Raw genomic sequence first — 18,321 nt, forward strand, 5'->3', positions numbered from 1 at the left:
AAGCCAATTTTATCGAAGCATTACTACACGGGGAGTTTTGGAGCGGGCGAAGGGAATCGAACCCTCGTATAGAGCTTGGGAAGCTCTCGTTCTACCATTGAACTACGCCCGCTTTGAGGTGCGTAAGGCATTATAAACCTTACGCACCGTCTGGCAAGGCGCAAGCACGCTAACCGATGGTTAATTAATCAGTTAGCACTTCGGCGGGGTGCCCTGCGGCGGCAGGTAACGGATCGGATCGATGGCGGTGGCGCGGTAGCGCAGCTGGAAGTGCAGCTTCACCGAGTCGGTATCCGAGCTGCCCATCGTGGCAATCTTCTGCCCTATTTTTACGCTCTGACCATTATTCACCAGCAGCGTATCGTTATGAGCATAGGCGGTGATGTAGTCCTCACTGTGCTTGATCATAATGAGGTTGCCGTAGCCGCGCAGCTGGTTACCCACGTAGACCACCTTCCCTGACCCGGCGGCATAGATCGCCTGCCCGCGCGAGCCCGCAATGTCGATGCCCTTGTTACCGCCATCGGCGGAGGAGTACGGCAGTACCACGGTGCCGCTTGTCGGCCATCGCCAGCAGCGTTGCCCTACCGGTGGCCAGGAGGCTGGCGGCACGGTAACGACGCGTGAGGAGGAACCGCTGCTGCTCTTACCGGAGGTCTTTTTACCGGAACCGTTGGTTCGCAGCCGCTGGCCGATCTCAATGGTATAGGGCGGAGAGATACCGTTAAGGCGCGCCAGATCTCTGACGCTGGTGCCGGTCAGGCGCGAAATACGCGACAGCGTATCGCCACGTTTAACGACGTAAACATCTTCATCCGACAGCTTGTTCGATGAACAGGCAGCCAGCAGCATACCCAGCATCAGACAGATAATAAGGCGAAACGGTTTTCTCATCGGGCGTCCTGCGCTCAAAACGGATCCTCAGGTAATTGTTATGGGGTTGTTTATGATAGCAGCCATCCGCCGGAGGCTAAATGTCTTCACGGTGATTTACATTTCAGGGGAATGGATGCCCGGTGGCGCTACGCCATAAAAAAAGCCCCGCAGTTTATTACCGTCGGGGCCCTATTAACGTGTTACGTCTTACTTAACCGGACGCATCGCCGGGAAGAGGATCACGTCGCGGATGGTGTGGCTGTTGGTGAACAGCATTACCATACGGTCGATACCAATGCCAAGGCCTGCGGTCGGCGGCAGGCCGTGCTCTAGCGCGGTCACGTAGTCTTCATCAAAGAACATCGCTTCGTCGTCACCGGCGGCTTTCGCATCCACCTGGTCCTGGAAGCGCTGGGCCTGGTCTTCCGCATCGTTCAGCTCGCTAAAGCCGTTGCCGATCTCACGTCCACCGATAAAGAACTCAAAGCGGTCAGTGATCTCCGGGTTCTCGTCGTTACGACGCGCCAGCGGCGACACTTCTGCCGGGTACTCGGTGATGAAGGTCGGCTGGATCAGGTGCGCTTCAGCGGTCTCTTCGAAGATCTCGGTCACGATACGGCCCAGACCCCAGCTCTTCTCAACCTTAAGGCCAAGGCTTTCAGCGATGGCTTTCGCCGCGTCGAAGTTGTCCAGATCCGCCATGTTGGTTTCCGGACGGTACTTCTTGATCGCCTCGCGCATGGTCAGCTTCTCGAACGGCTTACCGAAGTCGAAGATCTCCTCACCGTAAGGCACCTCGGTGGTGCCCAGAATGTCCTGCGCCAGGGTGCGGAACAGGGACTCGGTCAGCTCGATCAGATCTTTATAATCCGCGTACGCCATGTAGAGTTCCATCATGGTGAACTCTGGGTTATGACGAACGGAGATGCCTTCGTTACGGAAGTTACGGTTGATCTCGAACACGCGATCAAAACCACCGACCACCAGACGCTTGAGGTACAGTTCCGGCGCGATACGCAGGTACATGTCCAGATCCAGCGCGTTATGATGGGTGATGAACGGACGCGCAGAGGCACCGCCCGGGATCACCTGCATCATCGGGGTTTCCACTTCCATAAAGTCGCGGTTAACCATGAACTGGCGGATACCGGCCATGATCTGGGAGCGGATCTTGAAGGTCTTGCGGGACTCATCGTTGGAGATGAGATCCAGGTAGCGCTGGCGGTAGCGCGCTTCCTGATCCTGCAGGCCGTGGAACTTGTCCGGCAGCGGGCGCAGGGCTTTGGTCAGCAGGCGCAGCTCGGTGCAGTGAATGGAGAGCTCGCCGGTCTTGGTCTTGAAGAGTTTACCTTTCGCGCCGAGGATATCCCCGAGGTCCCACTTCTTAAACTGCTCGTTGTAGATGCCTTCCGGCAGGTCGTCACGGGAGACGTAGAGCTGAATACGGCCGCCAACGTCCTGCAGGGTGATGAAGGATGCCTTGCCCATGATACGGCGGGTCATCATACGACCGGCCACGCTCACTTCGACGTTCAGCGCTTCCAGCTCTTCGTTCTCTTTCGCATCAAACTCGGCGTGCAGCGCATCGGAAGTGCTGTCACGACGGAAGTCGTTCGGAAACGCAACGCCCTGCTCACGCAGCTGCGCCAGCTTCTCACGGCGGGTTTTTAGTTCGTTATTAAGATCGACCGCCGCGTCAGCGCCCTGTGCTTGTTGTTCAGACATGTTGGTTCCTCATAGCCCTGCTTTCAAACTTGCTTCAATAAACTGGTCAAGACTGCCGTCCAGCACCGCCTGCGTATTGCGGGTTTCAACCCCGGTGCGCAGATCTTTGATACGGGAGTCGTCCAGTACGTAAGAACGGATCTGGCTGCCCCAGCCGATATCGGATTTGTTATCTTCCATCGCCTGCTTCTCAGCATTTTTCTTCTGCATCTCCAGCTCATAAAGCTTCGCTTTCATCTGCTTCATGGCCTGGTCTTTGTTCTTATGCTGGGAGCGGTCGTTCTGGCACTGAGTCACGGTGTTGGTCGGAATGTGGGTAATACGCACCGCCGATTCCGTACGGTTAACGTGCTGACCGCCCGCGCCGGAGGCACGGTAGACGTCGATACGCAGATCTGCCGGGTTGATTTCGATATCGATATCGTCTTCCACTTCCGGATAGACAAACGCCGAGCTAAAGGAGGTGTGACGACGGCCGCCGGAGTCAAACGGACTCTTACGCACCAGGCGATGTACGCCGGTTTCGGTACGCAGCCAGCCGTAGGCGTAATCGCCAATGATCTTGATGGTTACCGATTTCAGGCCAGCAACTTCACCTTCGGACTCTTCGATAATCTCGGTTTTGAAGCCGCGCGCTTCGGCCCAGCGCAGATACATACGTGTCAGCATGCTGGCCCAGTCCTGAGCTTCTGTCCCGCCGGAGCCCGCCTGGATATCCAGGTAGCAGTCGGCGCTGTCGTATTCACCGGAGAACATGCGGCGGAACTCAAGCTGCGCCAGCTTCTCTTCTAGCACGTCAAGCTCGGCAACGGCCTCGTTAAAGGTCTCTTCGTCGTCGGCTTCCACGGCCAGCTCCAGCAGGCCAGAGACATCTTCCAGGCCCTGGCGCATCTGATCCAGCGTATCGACGATGGCTTCCAGCGAGGAGCGCTCTTTACCCAGCGCCTGCGCGCGTTCGGGTTCGTTCCAGACGTCCGGCTGTTCCAGCTCGGCGTTTACTTCTTCAAGACGCTCTTTCTTGGCATCGTAGTCAAAGATACCCCCTAAGAACGTCTGAGCGCTCTGTGAGGTCCTGAATGCGGTTTTTTACAGGATTGATTTCAAACATGGCTGTATTCTTTTCTGCGCTTGTCAAAATGCGGTTATAAGGGCGGGATCTTAGCGGATTCGCGCCCCTTTTTACAGTGAAAGTGATGCTAAATCGGCCAGATATCGTCGATGATCAGCTGCACGCTGCGATTACCTCGGAACTCGTTCACATCAAGTTTATAGGCAAGGCTCACTTCACGCACGCCGTTGTCCGGCCAGATAGTGGTATCAACGTTAAAGGCGATGCCGTCCAGCAGCGGGCCGCCGCCGACCGGCTCAACCATGACCTTCAGATGGCGCTCGCCGACGATACGCTGCTGCAACAGGCGAAAACGCCCATCGAACAGCGGCTCCGGGAACATCTGTCCCCACGGCCCGGCATCGCGCAGCATCTCTGCGACCTCCAGCGTCATTTCAGCAGAAGAAAGCGGGCCGTCTGAGACCACCTCACCCTGTAACAGGGCAGGATCCAGCCACTCGGTGACCAGATCGCCAAAGCGCTGCTGGAACTCCTCGAAGCGCGATGCCTCCAGCGACAGCCCCGCTGCCATGGCGTGACCACCGAACTTCAGCATCATGCCCGGATAAAGCGTGTCGAGACGCTCAAGGGCGTCGCGCATATGCAGGCCCTGAATCGAACGGCCAGAGCCTTTAAGCAGGCCGTCCCCCGCCGGAGCGAAGGCTATCACCGGGCGATGGAAGCGCTCTTTAATGCGCGAGGCGAGAATACCCACTACGCCCTGGTGCCACTCAGGATGATACATCGCCAGCCCGCCGGGCAGCGTCTCGCTGCTGCGCTCCAGCTTCTCGCATAGCGCCAGCGCCTCGGCCTGCATCCCCTGCTCAATCTCTTTACGCGTCTGGTTGAGCGCGTCCAGCTCGCTGGCTAACACCCGGGCCTCACCGACGTTGTCGCAGAGCAGCAGCGCCACGCCTACCGACATATCGTCGAGCCGTCCTGCAGCGTTAAGCCGTGGGCCGAGGGCAAAGCCGAGATCGCTGGCTGCCAGCTTCTGTGCGTCGCGATTAGCGATCTCCAGCAGCGCTTTAATGCCCGGACGGCACTTGCCCGCACGAATGCGGCTCAGCCCCTGCCAGGTCAAAATACGGTTGTTGGCATCCAGCGGCACCACGTCGGCCACCGTGCCAAGGGCAACGAGATCCAGCAGCTCCGCCAGGTTAGGCTCGGCCAGGCCACGTGCGGCAAACCAGCCCTGGTCGCGCAGATGGGCGCGCAGGGCCAGCATCAAGTAGAACGCGACCCCTACCCCTGCCAGCGACTTCGATGGGAAGGTACAGTCGCGCAGGTTCGGGTTAACAATCGCCTCGGCGGCCGGCAGCGTCTCTCCTGGCAGGTGGTGATCGGTCACCAGCACCGGGATCCCCAGCTCATGGGCGCGATCGACGCCGGCATGGGAGGAGATACCGTTATCCACGGTCAGGATCATCTGCGCCCCGCGAGCATGCGCCTGATCGACCACCTCCGGGCTTAGCCCGTAGCCGTCGTCAAAACGGTTCGGTACCAGGCAGGTGACGTTCCCGCAGCCCAGCGCACGCAGGGCCAACACGCTAAGGGCGGTACTGGTGGCACCGTCGGCGTCAAAATCGCCGACGACGACAATGCGCAGCTCCTCTTGCAGGGCGCGATAGAGCAGCGCCACGGCTTTATCGATGCCGCTGAGCTGCTGCCATGGGAGCATCCCTCTGACGCTGCGCTCCAGCTCCCCGGCCGAACTTACGCCGCGGCTGGCATATAAGCGCCGCAGCAGCGGGGGCAGGTTCGCTGGGAGATCCGCCGCCTCATCCACCGTTCGGCGGCGAAGTTGTCTCTGATGTTTCACGAAAATTATTTACCGCTCATAGATTTCTGCTGGTCGAGGAACGCCTTCAGCTCCTGCGGGCCCTGATAGCCCGGCACGACGTAGCCGTTGCTCAGGACGATAGCCGGGGTGCCGCTGACGCCAAACTGCACGCCCAGCGCATAGTGGTTAGCAATGTCGATATCGCAGCTGGCTGGCTGTACGCCTTTGCCGTTCATCGCGTTGTCGAAGGCTTTGTTACGATCTTTCGCGCACCAGACCGACTTCATATCTTTTGCCGCATCGCTCTGGATACCCTGACGCGGGAAGGCCAGATAGCGCACGGTAATGCCCAGCGCGTTGTAGTCCGCCATCTCTTCATGCAGCTTATGGCAGTAGCCGCAGGTGATATCGGTAAACACGGTGATGACGTGCTTCTCCTGTGCGGCCTTGTAGACAATCATCTCTTTTTCCAGCGCGTTGAGATGGGTCATCAGCATCTGGTTAGTGACGTTAACCGGCTGCGCACCGCTGACATCGTACATTGGCCCCTGAATAATATGCTTACCGTCGTCGGTGACGTACAGCACGCCGCTGTTGGTCATAACGGTTTTCATACCGCTCACCGGCGCGGGCTGGATCTCGGTGCTCTGTACGCCCAGCTTCGCCAGCGACTGTTTGATTGCCGCGTCATCAGCGTGGGCCATCCCGGAGAGCGTTGCCGCCAGCAGGGTAAACATCATTAAACTCTTTTTCATAACCGTCCTTAACTGTTCAGCATCATGCCCGGGGGTGATGCTGTTGATGAAGTTGTCGCAAGCGCTCTGTGGCCACATGGGTGTAGATCTGGGTCGTAGAGAGATCGCTGTGTCCAAGCAGCATCTGCACCACGCGCAGGTCAGCGCCGTGGTTTAACAGATGCGTGGCAAACGCGTGGCGCAATACGTGCGGCGAAAGCTTTTCACTGTCGATGCCTGCCAGCAGAGCATAGTGCTTAATCCGGTGCCAAAAGGTCTGCCGGGTCATCTGCTGGGCGCGCTGGCTAGGGAAGAGCGTATCGATTGAGGTGCCGTTCAGCAACCATGGCCGCCCATGCTCAAGATAGTTCTCCAGCCAGTAGACCGCCTCTTCCCCCAGCGGCACCAGACGCTCTTTGTTACCTTTACCGATAACCCGCACGACGCCCTGGCGCAGGCTGATATCGCTCATGGTCAGCCCCACCAGCTCTGAGACGCGCAGGCCGGTGGCATAGAGCACTTCCAGCATGGCCTTATCGCGCAGCTCCAGCGGCTGATCCACCAGCGGAGCCTGTAGCAGGCGTTCAACCTGGGCCTCGCTGAGATCTTTTGGCAGCCGCTGCGGCAGCTTAGGCGACGCCAGCAGCGCGCTGGGATCGTCCGGCCGCAGCTTCTCCCGGTACAGATGCTGAAAGAGACGCCGTATGGCGCTCAGCAAGCGCGCAGAGCTGGTGGCTTTATATCCGCCTTCAATACGCTCCGCCAGCAGCGCCTGCAGGTCGTCGCTTTGTGCGCTCTGTAACGAGAGACCGCGATGGTGCAGCCACTCCGCCACCATGCTGAGATCGCGGCGGTAGGCGCTTAGCGTATTCTCCGCCAGATTACGCTCCAGCCAGAGCGCATCAAGAAACTGTTCTATGCGTGCGAGATCCTGATCCATTTGAGCCTCTTGGGGTCTGCGGCTCTCCATTATGCCTGATTGCCCACTGATTCTGGTACACTGTGCGCAAAGCCCCATCAGGAATTGAGACGTTTACGCTATGAACATTGGTCTTTTCTATGGTTCCAGTACCTGCTACACCGAAATGGCGGCGGAGAAAATCCGCGACGTTATCGGCCCGGAACTGGTTACGCTGCATAACCTGAAAGACGACGCTGTCTCCTTAATGGAGCAGTACGATGTCCTGATCCTCGGCATTCCCACCTGGGATTTTGGCGAGCTTCAGGAGGACTGGGAGGCCGTTTGGGACCAGCTCGACGGCCTCAACCTCGACGGTAAAATCATTGCGCTGTACGGCATGGGCGATCAGCTCGGCTACGGCGAGTGGTTCCTTGACGCGCTCGGCATGCTGCACGACAAGCTGGCTGCCAAAGCCGTGACCTTTGTTGGCTACTGGCCGACAGAGGGCTATGAGTTTACCAGCCCTAAGCCGGTAATTGCCGATGGTCAGCTCTTCGTTGGCCTGGCGCTGGATGAAACCAACCAGTACGATCAGAGCGAAGAGCGCATCCAGAGCTGGTGCGAACAGATCCTCAGCGAAATGGCCGAGCAGTTCGCCTGAGTTTTGTCAGCGCTCCCCTGTCGCTGGCTGCTGGAGCAGCATCCGGCGCAGGTCTCGCCACTCGCGTTCGTCCATACTGTCCGACGCCAACCACAGGTGATGCACGCGTCCGCCCTGTTTTTTACGCAGGCGCAGCATCATGCCGCTGGTCAGTATCCAGGGCGTGCCGAGAATATCCCACTCCATGCCCTGCCAGCGCAGCCGGGAATCCATCAGCAGCTTGATTTCACCGTGGCAGGCGTTAATACGCCGCTGGCTGCGTACGCAGTCAAACACCACCAGCGACAGCAGCATGAGCCACAGCGGCGTATAGCGCAGCGGCCAGGGAGCCAGCAGGATTAATGCTGCCACCAGGCCATGAAGCAGAAGAGAGAGCCACTGAGCGCGCCACGAGACGCGTAGATCAGATTGCCACAGGACCACGTTCCCGATTCCGTGTCTGAATTAACTGCACCATTCTCTGCAACTCCGTGTCGGCAGGTTCACCGTGATTCATTAACCAGTTAAACAGATCCGGATCGTCACTTTCCAGCAGGCGAACGAAGAGCCGTTTGTCGTCATCGTTCAGCGTATCGTACTCGTGTTCAAAAAAAGGCATGATGGAGATATCCAGCTCGCGCATTCCCCGGCGGCAGGCCCAATGGATGCGGGCTTTATTATTTATGTCCATGTCTTCTCCCTGCATTACGATATAGAAGTATCGATAGTGCAGACAGTGTATCGTGTTTTTTGTTCATCCCTTACTGGAAAGTTGATAATTAGGAAGGGTGCTTCCAACATAAAACATCCCGGGCGTACGTTTTGCATTTTATTGCGTGGCGCTACGCATCTTGGTGAAGTGAGCACAAATCGTATGCTTTTACCGCTTGCATTGGTCGGCGGCTCTTTTACCATTAAGCATCTAACAGCGTTAAGCAAACCAGGACACTATTATGGCCTTTACTCCTTTTCCTCCGCGCCAGCCTTCCGCCTCTGCGCGTCTGCCGCTGACGCTTATGACGCTCGACGATTGGGCGCTGGCAACCCTGACCGGTGCAGATAGCGAAAAGTATCTGCAGGGCCAGGTCACCGCTGACGTTGCCGCCCTGACCGAGCATCAACATCTGCTGGCAGCGCACTGCGATGCCAAAGGCAAAATGTGGAGCAACCTGCGCCTGTTTCGCCGCGATGGCGGCTTTGCCCTGATTGAGCGCCGCAGCATTCGTGATGCTCAGCTGACCGAGTTAAAAAAATACGCGGTCTTCTCTAAGGTCACTATCGCGCCGGATGACGAGCACGTGCTGCTGGGCGTGGCCGGTTTTCAGGCCCGCGCCGCGCTGGCGAACGTATTTACCACCCTGCCCGACGCTGAAAAGCAGGCCGTACAGGAGGGGGCAACCTCTATTCTGTGGTTCGCGCACCCGGCAGAGCGTTTCCTGCTGGTCACCGACGTGGCCACAGCAGAGCTGATTAGCGAGAAGCTACGCGGTGAAGCGCAGCTGAACAACAGCCAGCAGTGGCTGGCGCTGAACATTGAAGCGGGCCTGCCGGTGATCGACGCCGCTAACAGCGCCCAGTTCATCCCTCAGGCAACTAACCTGCAGGCGCTCGGTGGCATCAGCTTTAAGAAAGGGTGCTATACCGGCCAGGAGATGGTCGCTCGGGCGAAGTTCCGCGGTGCTAACAAGCGTGCCCTGTGGTATCTGGCGGGCAAAGCGAGCCGCCTGCCGGAAGCGGGAGAAGATCTTGAGCTGAAGATGGGTGAGAACTGGCGGCGCACCGGGACTATCCTGGCCGCAGTACAGCTTGATGATGGTCGCCTGCTGGTACAGGCAGTGATGAACAACGATATGGAGCCGGACAGCGTCTTCCGCGTGCGCGACGATGCCAATACGCTCAGCATCGAGCCGCTGCCCTACTCCCTTGAGGAAGCTTAAGCGCTGATTGCCGCCCGGCGTGACAGTTTACTGGCCAACGTAGAAGTAGATGGCGAGGAAGTGGCACAGACTGCCGCCCAGCACAAAGCCGTGCCAGATTGCGTGGTTGTAGGGGATGCGCCTGCACACGTAGAAGATCACCCCCAGCGAGTAGACGATGCCCCCGGCGGCCAGCAATATGAGCCCGCCCATAGAGAGCCTGACGGCCAGCTCATAGATGACCACCAGCGACAGCCAGCCCATCGCCAGGTAGGTCACCAGCGAGAGCACCTTAAAACGGTGGGCAATGGTCAGTTTGAACAGGATCCCGAGCAGCGCCAGGCTCCAGATGACAACCATCAGGCCGCGTGCCAGCGGCGAATCCAGCCCTACCAGTAAAAAAGGCGTATAGGTACCGGCTATCAGTAGATAGATAGCACAGTGGTCGAATTTCTTCAGCCACGGCTTTGCGCGCGGATGGGGAATAGCGTGATAGAGCGTTGAGGCCAGAAACAGCAGGATCATGCTGCCGCCGTAAAGGCTGTAGCTGGTAATGGCCAATGGGCTGGCATGATTATCCATTGCCTGCATCAGTAAGAGCACCAGTCCCACCACACCGAATATCAGTCCAATACCGTGACTAATGCTGTTGGCTATCTCCTCAGCCAGTGAATATCCCTGTTTTTTTAATGGCTTATCAACCATAGCTTACTCCAGAAAACAGAGGCTTGCGCCGGGTCACTCAGTAGCCGATTGCTGTCTGAATGATAACCACCCTAGAGTAACTGAGAATGATTCCAGTGCACACCTGTTAGCTAAAATAAATAATCCCGTTCAAAAGTGTAGCTAACTCACGCTTCGTTCGGCCTACAGATGTTTCTCTTTTTTGTTAACACCCCGCTGCGCCGCCGTTTCCCGTTTCGGGCAAAATGTGGCAGCATAGAGAGGTGCCGCACCGTGCAGATAACCGTCTGAAAAAGGAAGCCTCGTGACCCTGTTTAACCACTCCGCTGTTGCCAGCCTCAACAACCTTGAGATGATGGTCTACAACGTGGTCATTAAAAATCGCGACAAGGTGATGTACATGACCATTCGCGAGCTGGCCGATGCCGCAGGCGTCTCTACCACTACTGTGCTCCGCTTCTGCCGCAAGCTGGAGTGCGAAGGCTACTCCGAATTTCGCGTGCGCTTTAAATTATATTTAGCACAAAGTGAACCGCAGCCCGCTAATTTTGGTGCCAGCGAAATTATTAGCTTTTTTAAAAGCGTTAATAACGATGAATTCGATCGCCTGTTGGATCAGGCTACCGATATTATTTTAGCTTCCGAGCGTATTATTTTTGTCGGCGTCGGCACCTCCGGCTCGCTGGCTAAATATGGCGCACGCTTCTTTTCCAACGTGGGTAAATTCAGTAACCACGTTGACGATCCCTATTTCCCCGTCACCAACGATATGGCAAAAAACGCGCTGGCAATTGTCCTCTCCGTCTCCGGCGAGACGGAGGAGATCCTGCGCTTCGCCAGCCAGTTCAGCCTGCATCACTGCAAGGTGATGTCAATTACCAGCCACGAGCACTCGGCGCTAGCTAAACTGGCGGATTTTAATCTCTCCTGGCATATTCCCCAGACGCGCATTTCAGGGGGCTACGATCTGACTACCCAAATTCCCGTGATCTATATTCTTGAAACCCTGGGCCGCAAGCTGGCGAAAAAATTAGCCTAAAAAAACAGGTTGTTTTTTCCCTGTAACATATTACCGAAGCGGCAACGTGTTATATCGTGACTTTCGATTGGGCTTTGCTAGACTCGGCGTAAACCTATTTTCTGTCGGTTACAGCGGGATAAATAAGCATGAAAAAGATCACCTTACCAAAAGACTTTTTATGGGGCGGCGCGGTTGCTGCGCATCAGGTTGAAGGCGGCTGGAACAAAGGCGGCAAAGGCCCGAGCATCTGCGACGTGCTGACCGGCGGCGCGCACGGCGTACCGCGTGAGATCACCCAGGAAGTTGTGCCCGGCAAATACTATCCGAACCACGAAGCCGTTGAGTTCTACAGCCACTACAAAGAAGACATCAAGCTGTTTGCCGAGATGGGCTTTAAGTGTTTCCGTACCTCTATCGCCTGGACCCGTATCTTCCCGAACGGCGACGAGCAGACGCCGAACGAAGAGGGTCTGAGATTCTATGACGATATGTTCGATGAGCTGCTGAAATATAATATCGAGCCGGTGATCACCCTCTCCCACTTTGAGATGCCCCTGCATCTGGTGCAGGCCTACGGCGGCTGGACCAACCGTAAAGTGGTGGACTTCTTTGTGCGCTTCGCCGAAGTGGTCTTCGAGCGCTATAAGAGCAAAGTCAAATACTGGATGACCTTCAACGAGATCAACAACCAGCGTAACTGGCGCGCGCCGCTGTTTGGCTACTGCTGCTCCGGCGTGGTCTATACCGAGCATGAAAATCCGGAAGAGACCATGTACCAGGTGCTACACCACCAGTTCGTTGCCAGCGCGCTGGCGGTGAAGGCTGCGCGCGAGATCAATCCAGAGATGCAGGTTGGCTGCATGCTGGCCATGGTGCCGCTCTATCCATTCTCCTGTAAGCCGGAAGACGTGATGTATGCTCAGGAGTCAATGCGCGAGCGCTGGGTCTTTACCGACGTGCAGCTGCGCGGCTACTACCCTTCCTACGTTCTGAACGAGTGGGAACGTCGCGGCTTTGATATCAAAATGGAAGCCAATGACGAGCAGATCCTGCGCGAGGGTACCTGCGCCTACCTCGGCTTCAGCTACTACATGACCAACGCGGTGAAAGCGGAAGGCGGCAGCGGTGACGCGATCTCTGGCTTCGAAGGCAGCGTGCCGAATCCACACGTTAAAGCCTCTGACTGGGGCTGGCAGATTGACCCGGTCGGCCTGCGCTATGCCCTGTGCGAGCTGTACGAGCGCTACCAGAAGCCGCTATTTATCGTAGAAAACGGCTTCGGCGCGTACGATAAAGTGGAAGAGGATGGCAGCATCAATGACGACTACCGCATTGATTACCTGCGCGCTCACGTGGAAGAGATGATCAAAGCCGTGACTTACGACGGTGTTGATCTGATGGGCTACACCCCGTGGGGCTGCATCGACTGCGTATCGTTCACTACCGGCCAGTACAGCAAACGCTATGGCTTTATCTATGTGAACAAGCACGATGACGGCACCGGCGACATGTCCCGCTCCCGTAAGAAGAGCTTTAACTGGTACAAAGAGGTGATCGCCAGCAACGGTGAGAACCTGTAATCGTTAAATGCCGGGTGGCGGCTCCGCCTTACCCGGCCTACTTGACGTGGTCGGCGGCTACTTGCCGCCCGCCATCTCAATAAAACTGCCTGTCACGTACGACGCCTTCTCGCTCAGCAGCCAGACTATCGCCTGCGCCACCTCTTCCGGCTGTCCGCCACGCTGCATCGGCAGCACTGATTTAACCCTATCGACCCGTCCTGGCTCACCGCCATCGGCATGCATTTCGGTATAGATAAAACCTGGCCGCACACCGTTAACGCGAATGCCCTGCGCCGCAACCTCCAGCGACAGCCCGGTAGTCAGCGTATCGACGGCTCCTTTCGAGGCGGCATAGTCCACGTACTCGCCGGGCGCGCCCAGCCGCGACGCCGCTGAGGAGACGTTAACGATAGCCCCACCCTTGCCGCCGTGCCGGTGCGACATCCGCTTTACCGCCTCGCGACAGCAGAGAAAATAGCCCGTCACGTTAGTCGCCAGCACGCGGTTAATACGCTCGGCGGTGAGGTTTTCCAGCGTGCTCTGCGTAAACAGAATGCCCGCGTTATTGACCAGCGCGGTCAGCGGCTCGCTCTCCTCGTCGATACGGGCAAACATCGCCAGCACCTGCGCTTCATCACTGATGTCCGCCTGTACTGCGAACGCTCTGCCGCCCGCAGCGACAATCGTGTTCACCACCTCGGTTGCCGCATCCACGTTGTGATGATAGTTAACCGCTACGCCGTAGCCTTCACGTGCCAGCTCCAGCGCCGTGGCCCTGCCAATCCCCCGGCTTGCGCCGGTTACCAGTGCAATACCCATACTGTTCTCCCAATAAAAAAGCCGGGTAGCGGCTTCGCCTTACCCGGCCTACGTTATCACGCCAACAATATTACTGATATTCGCTCATCGGCACGCAGGAGCAGAACAGGTTGCGGTCGCCGTAGACGTCATCAAGACGTTTCACGGTCGGCCAGTACTTGTTCGCAGACCCTGCCGGGAAGACTGCCAGCTCGCGGCTGTAGCCGTGGCTCCACTCCGCCACCAGCTCGTGCTGGGTATGCGGGGCGTTAACCAGCGGATTATCTTCCAGCGTCCACTCACCGTCCTGCACGCGATCGATCTCCATGCGGATAGCCAGCATCGCATCAATAAAGCGGTCCAGCTCGGCTTTGCTCTCGGACTCCGTTGGCTCCACCATCAGCGTACCCGCAACCGGGAAGGACATGGTTGGCGCGTGGAAGCCGTAGTCGATTAGACGCTTGGCGATATCCAGCTCGCTAATACCGCTTTGCTCTTTCAGCGGACGAATATCCAGAATGCACTCGTGCGCCACGCGACCATCGCGGCCGGTATAGAGCACCGGGAAGGCAGACTGCAGGCGGGTAGCAATGTAGTTAGCATTGAGGATTGCCACCTGGCTGGCTTTCTTCAGCCCTTCCGCGCCCATCATGCGGATATACATCCAGCTGATTGGCAAAATAGAGGCGCTGCCGAACGGGGCGGCAGAGACCGCGCCCTGACGGGTCAGCATCCCTTCAATCTGTACTACGCTGTGGCCCGGTACGAAGGGTGCCAGATGCGCTTTCACGCCGATAGGTCCCATACCTGGACCGCCGCCGCCGTGCGGGATACAGAAGGTTTTATGCAGGTTGAGGTGCGACACGTCCGCACCGATAAAACCAGGGGAGGTGATCCCCACCTGGGCGTTCATGTTCGCGCCGTCGAGGTAGACCTGACCGCCGTACTGATGGACGATTTCGCACACCTCGCGGATCGTCTCCTCATAAACCCCATGAGTAGACGGGTAGGTCACCATGATGCAGGAGAGGTTATCCCCCGCCTGCTCGGCTTTGGCACGCAGATCGGCCAGGTCGATGTTGCCGTTTTTATCGCAGGCGACCACAACCACCTGCATGCCAGCCATCTGCGCCGACGCCGGGTTGGTGCCGTGGGCGGAGCTGGGGATCAGGCAGATATCGCGGTGGCCATCGTTGCGGCTCTCATGGTAGTGGCGGATCGCCAGCAGGCCTGCGTACTCGCCCTGCGCGCCAGAGTTCGGCTGCATGCAGAGGGCGTCGTAGCCGGTCAGCTTCACCAGCCACTCAGAGAGCTGGTTGATCATCTGATGATACCCTTCCGCCTGGTCTGCCGGGCAGAACGGGTGCAGCTCGGCGAATTCCGGCCAGGTGATAGGGATCATCTCTGCGGCGGCGTTCAGCTTCATGGTGCAGGAGCCAAGCGGGATCATCGCCTGGTTCAGGGCCAGATCCTTACGCTCCAGCGAGTGCATGTAGCGCATCATCTCGGTTTCGCTGTGGTAGCGGTTGAATACCGGATGGCTCAGGATAGCGTCATCACGCAGCATACTCGGCTGAATTGAGCGGCTGTCGTGGGCCACCTCTTTATCCAGCGCGTCGATATTCAAGCCATGACCGTCGCCGACGATCGCGTCAAACAGCATCGCCACGTCTTCACGGGTAGTGGTTTCGTCGAGGGTGATGCCTACGGCGTTATGGATGTCGCTGCGCAGGTTGATCTCTGCCGCTTCGGCACGTGCCAGCACGGCGGCTTTATCGGCAACCTCCACGCAGAGGGTGTCAAAGAAGTGCGCATGGCGCAGCTTCAACCCTTTCTGCTGCAGGCCGGTGGCCAGAATGTCAGCCAGGCGGTGGATACGGCCCGCAATGCGTTTCAGCCCAACCGGGCCGTGATAAACGGCGTAGAGGCTGGCGATATTCGCCAGCAGCACCTGCGAGGTACAGATGTTGGAGTTCGCCTTCTCGCGGCGGATATGCTGCTCGCGAGTCTGCATCGCCATGCGCAGCGCGGTGTTACCGGCAGCATCTTTCGATACGCCGATAATACGGCCAGGCATGGAGCGTTTAAATTCATCTTTGGCGGCAAAGAAGGCCGCATGCGGACCGCCGTAGCCCATCGGCACGCCGAAGCGTTGTGCAGAGCCGAAGACGATATCCGCCCCCTGCTTGCCCGGCGCGCTGAGCAGCACCAGCGCCATAAAGTCGGCCGCGACGCTTACCACAACCTTACGCGCTTTCAGCTCGCTAATCAGCGCGCTGTAGTCATGCACTTCGCCGGTGGTGCCTGCCTGCTGAAGCAGCACGCCGAAGAGATCCTGATGATCCAGCGCCTTGTCGGCGTCGTCGACCACGATTTCAAAGCCAAAGGTTTCCGCGCGGGTGCGCACCACGTCCAGGGTCTGCGGATGCACGTCGGCGGCAACAAAGAAGCGGTTAGCCCCTTTCAGCTTGCTCACGCGTTTGGCCATCGCCATCGCTTCGGCCCCTGCGGTCGCTTCATCAAGCAGCGACGCGGAGGCGATATCGAGACCGGTCAGATCCAGCGTGACCTGCTGGAAGTTGAGCAGTGCCTCAAGGCGGCCCTGAGAAACTTCCGGTTGATAAGGGGTATAGGCGGTGTACCAGCCTGGGTTTTCCAGCATATTGCGCAGGATCACCGGCGGCAGCTGCACAGCGGTATAGCCCATGCCGATGTAAGACTTAAAGCGCTTGTTGCGCGCGGCGATGGCTTTCAGCTCGGCCAACGCGGCAAACTCCGTGGTCGCTTCGCCAATCTGCGGCGGTGTTGCCAGCTGAATGTCCTGCGGGACAATCTGACCAATCAGGGCGTTGAGTGAGTCTGCGCCAACGGTTTTCAGCATCTCTTGCTGCTGAGCAGCGTCCGGCCCGATGTGGCGATCGATAAAAGCGTCGCGGTGTTCAAGCTGGCTTAAAGTCTGGGTCATGAGCGATGGTTCCTGAAACGTGCGGTGAATCGTGGTTGTTCGTGCTTAATTGCCCGGTGGCGCTGACGCTTACCGGGCCTACAGGCTTTACTCGTCTTCTAACAGAGATTCATAGGCAGTTGCGTCTAATAACGCTTCAACCTCTGCTTCGTCGCTGGCCTTGATTTTAAAGATCCAGCCGCCAGCGTACGGCTCGCTGTTGACCAGCTCTGGGTTGTCGCTGAGCGCATCGTTGACTGCCACGATCTCGCCGCTCACCGGGGCATAGATGTCAGAGGCCGCCTTAACGGATTCTGCAACGGCACAGTCATCGCCCGCGCTGACGGTTGCGCCCACGTCCGGCAGGTCAACGAACACCATATCGCCCAGCAGCTCTTGCGCATGTTCGGTGATGCCAACGGTGTAGGAGCCGTCTGCTTCTTTGCGCAGCCATTCATGTTCTTTACTGTATTTCAGATCGCCAGGTACATTGCTCATTAACATTTCTCCACAATAGATTAGGTTACGCGACGGCTTTACCAGCGCGTACAAAAACAGGTTTCGTTACCTTCACCGGCATTTCACGGTTGCGGATCTGCACGATAGCCGTGTCGCCAATCCCAGCCGGTACGCGGGCCAGCGCGATGCTGTAGCCCAGCGTCGGCGAGAAGGTGCCGCTGGTGATAATGCCTTCCTGCGAGTTGCCGCTGGCGTCGGTGAAACGCACCGGCAGTTCGTTACGCAGGACGCCTTTTTCGGTCATGATCAGGCCAACCAGCTGTTCGGTGCCTCTTTCACGCTGTACTTCCAGCGCTTCGCGGCCAATAAAATCGCGATCGGCTGGCTCCCAGGCAATGGTCCAGCCCATGTTCGCCGCCAGCGGCGAAACGCCTTCGTCCATCTCCTGGCCATAGAGGTTCATACCCGCTTCCAGACGCAGCGTGTCGCGTGCGCCGAGGCCGCAGGGCTTCACGCCTGCGCCAACCAGCGCCTGCCAGAAATCTGCCGCCTGCTCACTCGGCAGCGCAATCTCATAGCCTGCCTCGCCGGTGTAGCCGGTGGTGGCGATAAACCAGCCGTCCGACTCCACGCCAAAGAAGGGCTTCATGCCAGCCACAGCCTGACGCTGGGCATCGGTAAACAGACCTGCTGCTTTCGCCTGGGCGTTCGGCCCCTGAACGGCGATCAGCGCCAGATCGTCACGCACGGTAATGTCGATATCAAAAGGTGCTGCGTGCTGGGTGATCCAGGCAAGATCTTTTTCGCGGGTGGCAGAGTTCACCACGAGGCGGAAGTGTTCTTCGGTAAAGAAGTAGACGATCAGGTCATCAATGACGCCACCGGAGGCGTTAAGCATACCGCTGTAGAGTGCCTTGCCCGGCAGGGTCAGTTTAGCCACGTCGTTGGCCAACAGATGGCGGAGAAACGCCCGGCAGCTGCCGCCGCGCAGATCGACGATGGTCATATGCGAGACATCAAACATACCGGCATCGGTACGCACCGCGTGGTGCTCATCGATCTGTGAGCCGTAGTGCAGGGGCATCATCCAACCATGGAAATCCACCATGCGGGCACCGCACAGCGTGTGTTGTTCGTATAAAGGGGTTTGCTGAGCCATCTTTTCCTCAT

17 protein-coding genes and 1 tRNA gene are annotated in these 18,321 nt (G+C 57.9%); 4 read left to right on the plus strand and 14 right to left on the minus strand.

Annotation, left to right across the window (positions count from 1 at the left end):
* Nucleotides 1-38: 38 nt before the first annotated feature.
* The 7 genes from FN633_RS16790 to xerD form a co-directional block, all read right to left on the minus strand.
* Nucleotides 39-112 (minus strand) — tRNA-Gly (locus FN633_RS16790).
* Between the two features lie 80 nt (nucleotides 113-192).
* Nucleotides 193-894 (minus strand): amidase activator ActS, encoded by a 702-nt coding sequence (gene actS / locus FN633_RS16795; protein WP_144818937.1) that lies wholly within the window; start codon nucleotides 892-894, stop codon nucleotides 193-195.
* A 189-nt stretch (nucleotides 895-1,083) separates the two neighbouring features.
* The gene (lysS, locus tag FN633_RS16800) at nucleotides 1,084-2,601 is read right to left on the minus strand and encodes a lysine--tRNA ligase (protein WP_154058510.1); all 1,518 of its coding nucleotides are present in this window, start codon (nucleotides 2,599-2,601) and stop codon (nucleotides 1,084-1,086) included.
* Between the two features lie 9 nt (nucleotides 2,602-2,610).
* Nucleotides 2,611-3,709 (minus strand): peptide chain release factor 2 gene (gene prfB / locus FN633_RS16805; protein WP_106403885.1). Its coding sequence is split into 2 segments (ribosomal slippage): nucleotides 2,611-3,633 and nucleotides 3,635-3,709, totalling 1,098 coding nucleotides; the frame shifts between segments, so codons are not numbered across the junction.
* Between the two features lie 88 nt (nucleotides 3,710-3,797).
* Complete coding sequence (gene recJ, locus FN633_RS16810) at nucleotides 3,798-5,531, minus strand: single-stranded-DNA-specific exonuclease RecJ (RefSeq protein ID WP_154058511.1); 1,734 nt, start codon at nucleotides 5,529-5,531, stop codon at nucleotides 3,798-3,800.
* 5 nt (nucleotides 5,532-5,536) lie between these two features.
* Entirely contained in the window at nucleotides 5,537-6,247 is a 711-nt protein-coding gene (dsbC, locus tag FN633_RS16815) for a bifunctional protein-disulfide isomerase/oxidoreductase DsbC (RefSeq protein WP_042388024.1), read from the minus strand.
* A gap of 22 nt (nucleotides 6,248-6,269) precedes the next feature.
* Complete coding sequence (gene xerD, locus FN633_RS16820; RefSeq protein ID WP_042388027.1) at nucleotides 6,270-7,166, minus strand: site-specific tyrosine recombinase XerD; 897 nt, start codon at nucleotides 7,164-7,166, stop codon at nucleotides 6,270-6,272.
* A 100-nt stretch (nucleotides 7,167-7,266) separates the two neighbouring features.
* On the opposite strand from xerD, the gene fldB reads away from it, so the two are divergent.
* Nucleotides 7,267-7,788, plus strand: coding sequence for a flavodoxin FldB (gene fldB / locus FN633_RS16825; RefSeq protein ID WP_042388029.1), 522 nt, complete (start codon nucleotides 7,267-7,269; stop codon nucleotides 7,786-7,788).
* Nucleotides 7,789-7,794: 6 nt separating this feature from the next.
* Here the strand turns inward: fldB and FN633_RS16830 are convergent, their stop codons facing one another.
* Together FN633_RS16830 and sdhE are read right to left on the minus strand one after the other, a co-directional pair.
* The gene (locus FN633_RS16830; RefSeq protein WP_154058512.1) at nucleotides 7,795-8,211 is read right to left on the minus strand and encodes a protein YgfX; all 417 of its coding nucleotides are present in this window, start codon (nucleotides 8,209-8,211) and stop codon (nucleotides 7,795-7,797) included.
* A complete protein-coding gene (gene sdhE / locus FN633_RS16835; RefSeq protein ID WP_154058513.1) occupies nucleotides 8,192-8,458 on the minus strand; it encodes an FAD assembly factor SdhE in 267 nt (88 codons plus the stop codon). Before sdhE ends, FN633_RS16830 begins: the two co-directional genes overlap by 20 nt.
* 262 nt (nucleotides 8,459-8,720) lie before the next feature.
* On the opposite strand from sdhE, the gene ygfZ reads away from it, so the two are divergent.
* On the plus strand, nucleotides 8,721-9,704 hold the full coding sequence (gene ygfZ, locus FN633_RS16840; RefSeq protein ID WP_154058514.1) for a tRNA-modifying protein YgfZ: 984 nt from the start codon (nucleotides 8,721-8,723) through the stop codon (nucleotides 9,702-9,704).
* Nucleotides 9,705-9,731: 27 nt separating this feature from the next.
* Here ygfZ and trhA read toward each other — a convergent pair whose 3' ends face one another.
* Nucleotides 9,732-10,388, minus strand: a complete 657-nt coding sequence (gene trhA / locus FN633_RS16845; RefSeq protein ID WP_154058515.1) for a PAQR family membrane homeostasis protein TrhA — start codon at nucleotides 10,386-10,388, stop codon at nucleotides 9,732-9,734.
* 289 nt (nucleotides 10,389-10,677) lie between these two features.
* Between trhA and FN633_RS16850 the strand changes: the two genes are divergently transcribed.
* Together FN633_RS16850 and FN633_RS16855 are read left to right on the plus strand one after the other, a co-directional pair.
* On the plus strand, nucleotides 10,678-11,406 hold the full coding sequence (locus FN633_RS16850) for a MurR/RpiR family transcriptional regulator (protein WP_042388603.1): 729 nt from the start codon (nucleotides 10,678-10,680) through the stop codon (nucleotides 11,404-11,406).
* Nucleotides 11,407-11,534: 128 nt separating this feature from the next.
* Nucleotides 11,535-12,968 (plus strand): 6-phospho-beta-glucosidase, encoded by a 1,434-nt coding sequence (locus FN633_RS16855; protein WP_154058516.1) that lies wholly within the window; start codon nucleotides 11,535-11,537, stop codon nucleotides 12,966-12,968.
* A gap of 57 nt (nucleotides 12,969-13,025) precedes the next feature.
* Here the strand turns inward: FN633_RS16855 and FN633_RS16860 are convergent, their stop codons facing one another.
* The 4 genes from FN633_RS16860 to gcvT all read right to left on the minus strand — a co-directional run bounded on the left by FN633_RS16860 (nucleotide 13,026) and on the right by gcvT (nucleotide 18,310).
* Nucleotides 13,026-13,769 carry an SDR family oxidoreductase gene (locus FN633_RS16860; protein ID WP_154058517.1) on the minus strand — a complete coding sequence of 248 codons (744 nt, stop codon included), beginning with the start codon at nucleotides 13,767-13,769 and terminating at the stop codon, nucleotides 13,026-13,028.
* A 70-nt stretch (nucleotides 13,770-13,839) separates the two neighbouring features.
* Nucleotides 13,840-16,713, minus strand: a complete 2,874-nt coding sequence (gcvP, locus tag FN633_RS16865) for an aminomethyl-transferring glycine dehydrogenase (RefSeq protein ID WP_154058518.1) — start codon at nucleotides 16,711-16,713, stop codon at nucleotides 13,840-13,842.
* Between the two features lie 87 nt (nucleotides 16,714-16,800).
* Nucleotides 16,801-17,190, minus strand: coding sequence for a glycine cleavage system protein GcvH (gcvH, locus tag FN633_RS16870; protein ID WP_042388045.1), 390 nt, complete (start codon nucleotides 17,188-17,190; stop codon nucleotides 16,801-16,803).
* Between the two features lie 25 nt (nucleotides 17,191-17,215).
* The gene (gcvT, locus tag FN633_RS16875) at nucleotides 17,216-18,310 is read right to left on the minus strand and encodes a glycine cleavage system aminomethyltransferase GcvT (protein WP_154058519.1); all 1,095 of its coding nucleotides are present in this window, start codon (nucleotides 18,308-18,310) and stop codon (nucleotides 17,216-17,218) included.
* Nucleotides 18,311-18,321 lie beyond the last annotated feature (11 nt).

This window comes from Pseudescherichia vulneris (assembly GCF_902164725.1).
Taxonomy (GTDB): Bacteria; Pseudomonadota; Gammaproteobacteria; order Enterobacterales; family Enterobacteriaceae; genus Pseudescherichia; species Pseudescherichia vulneris.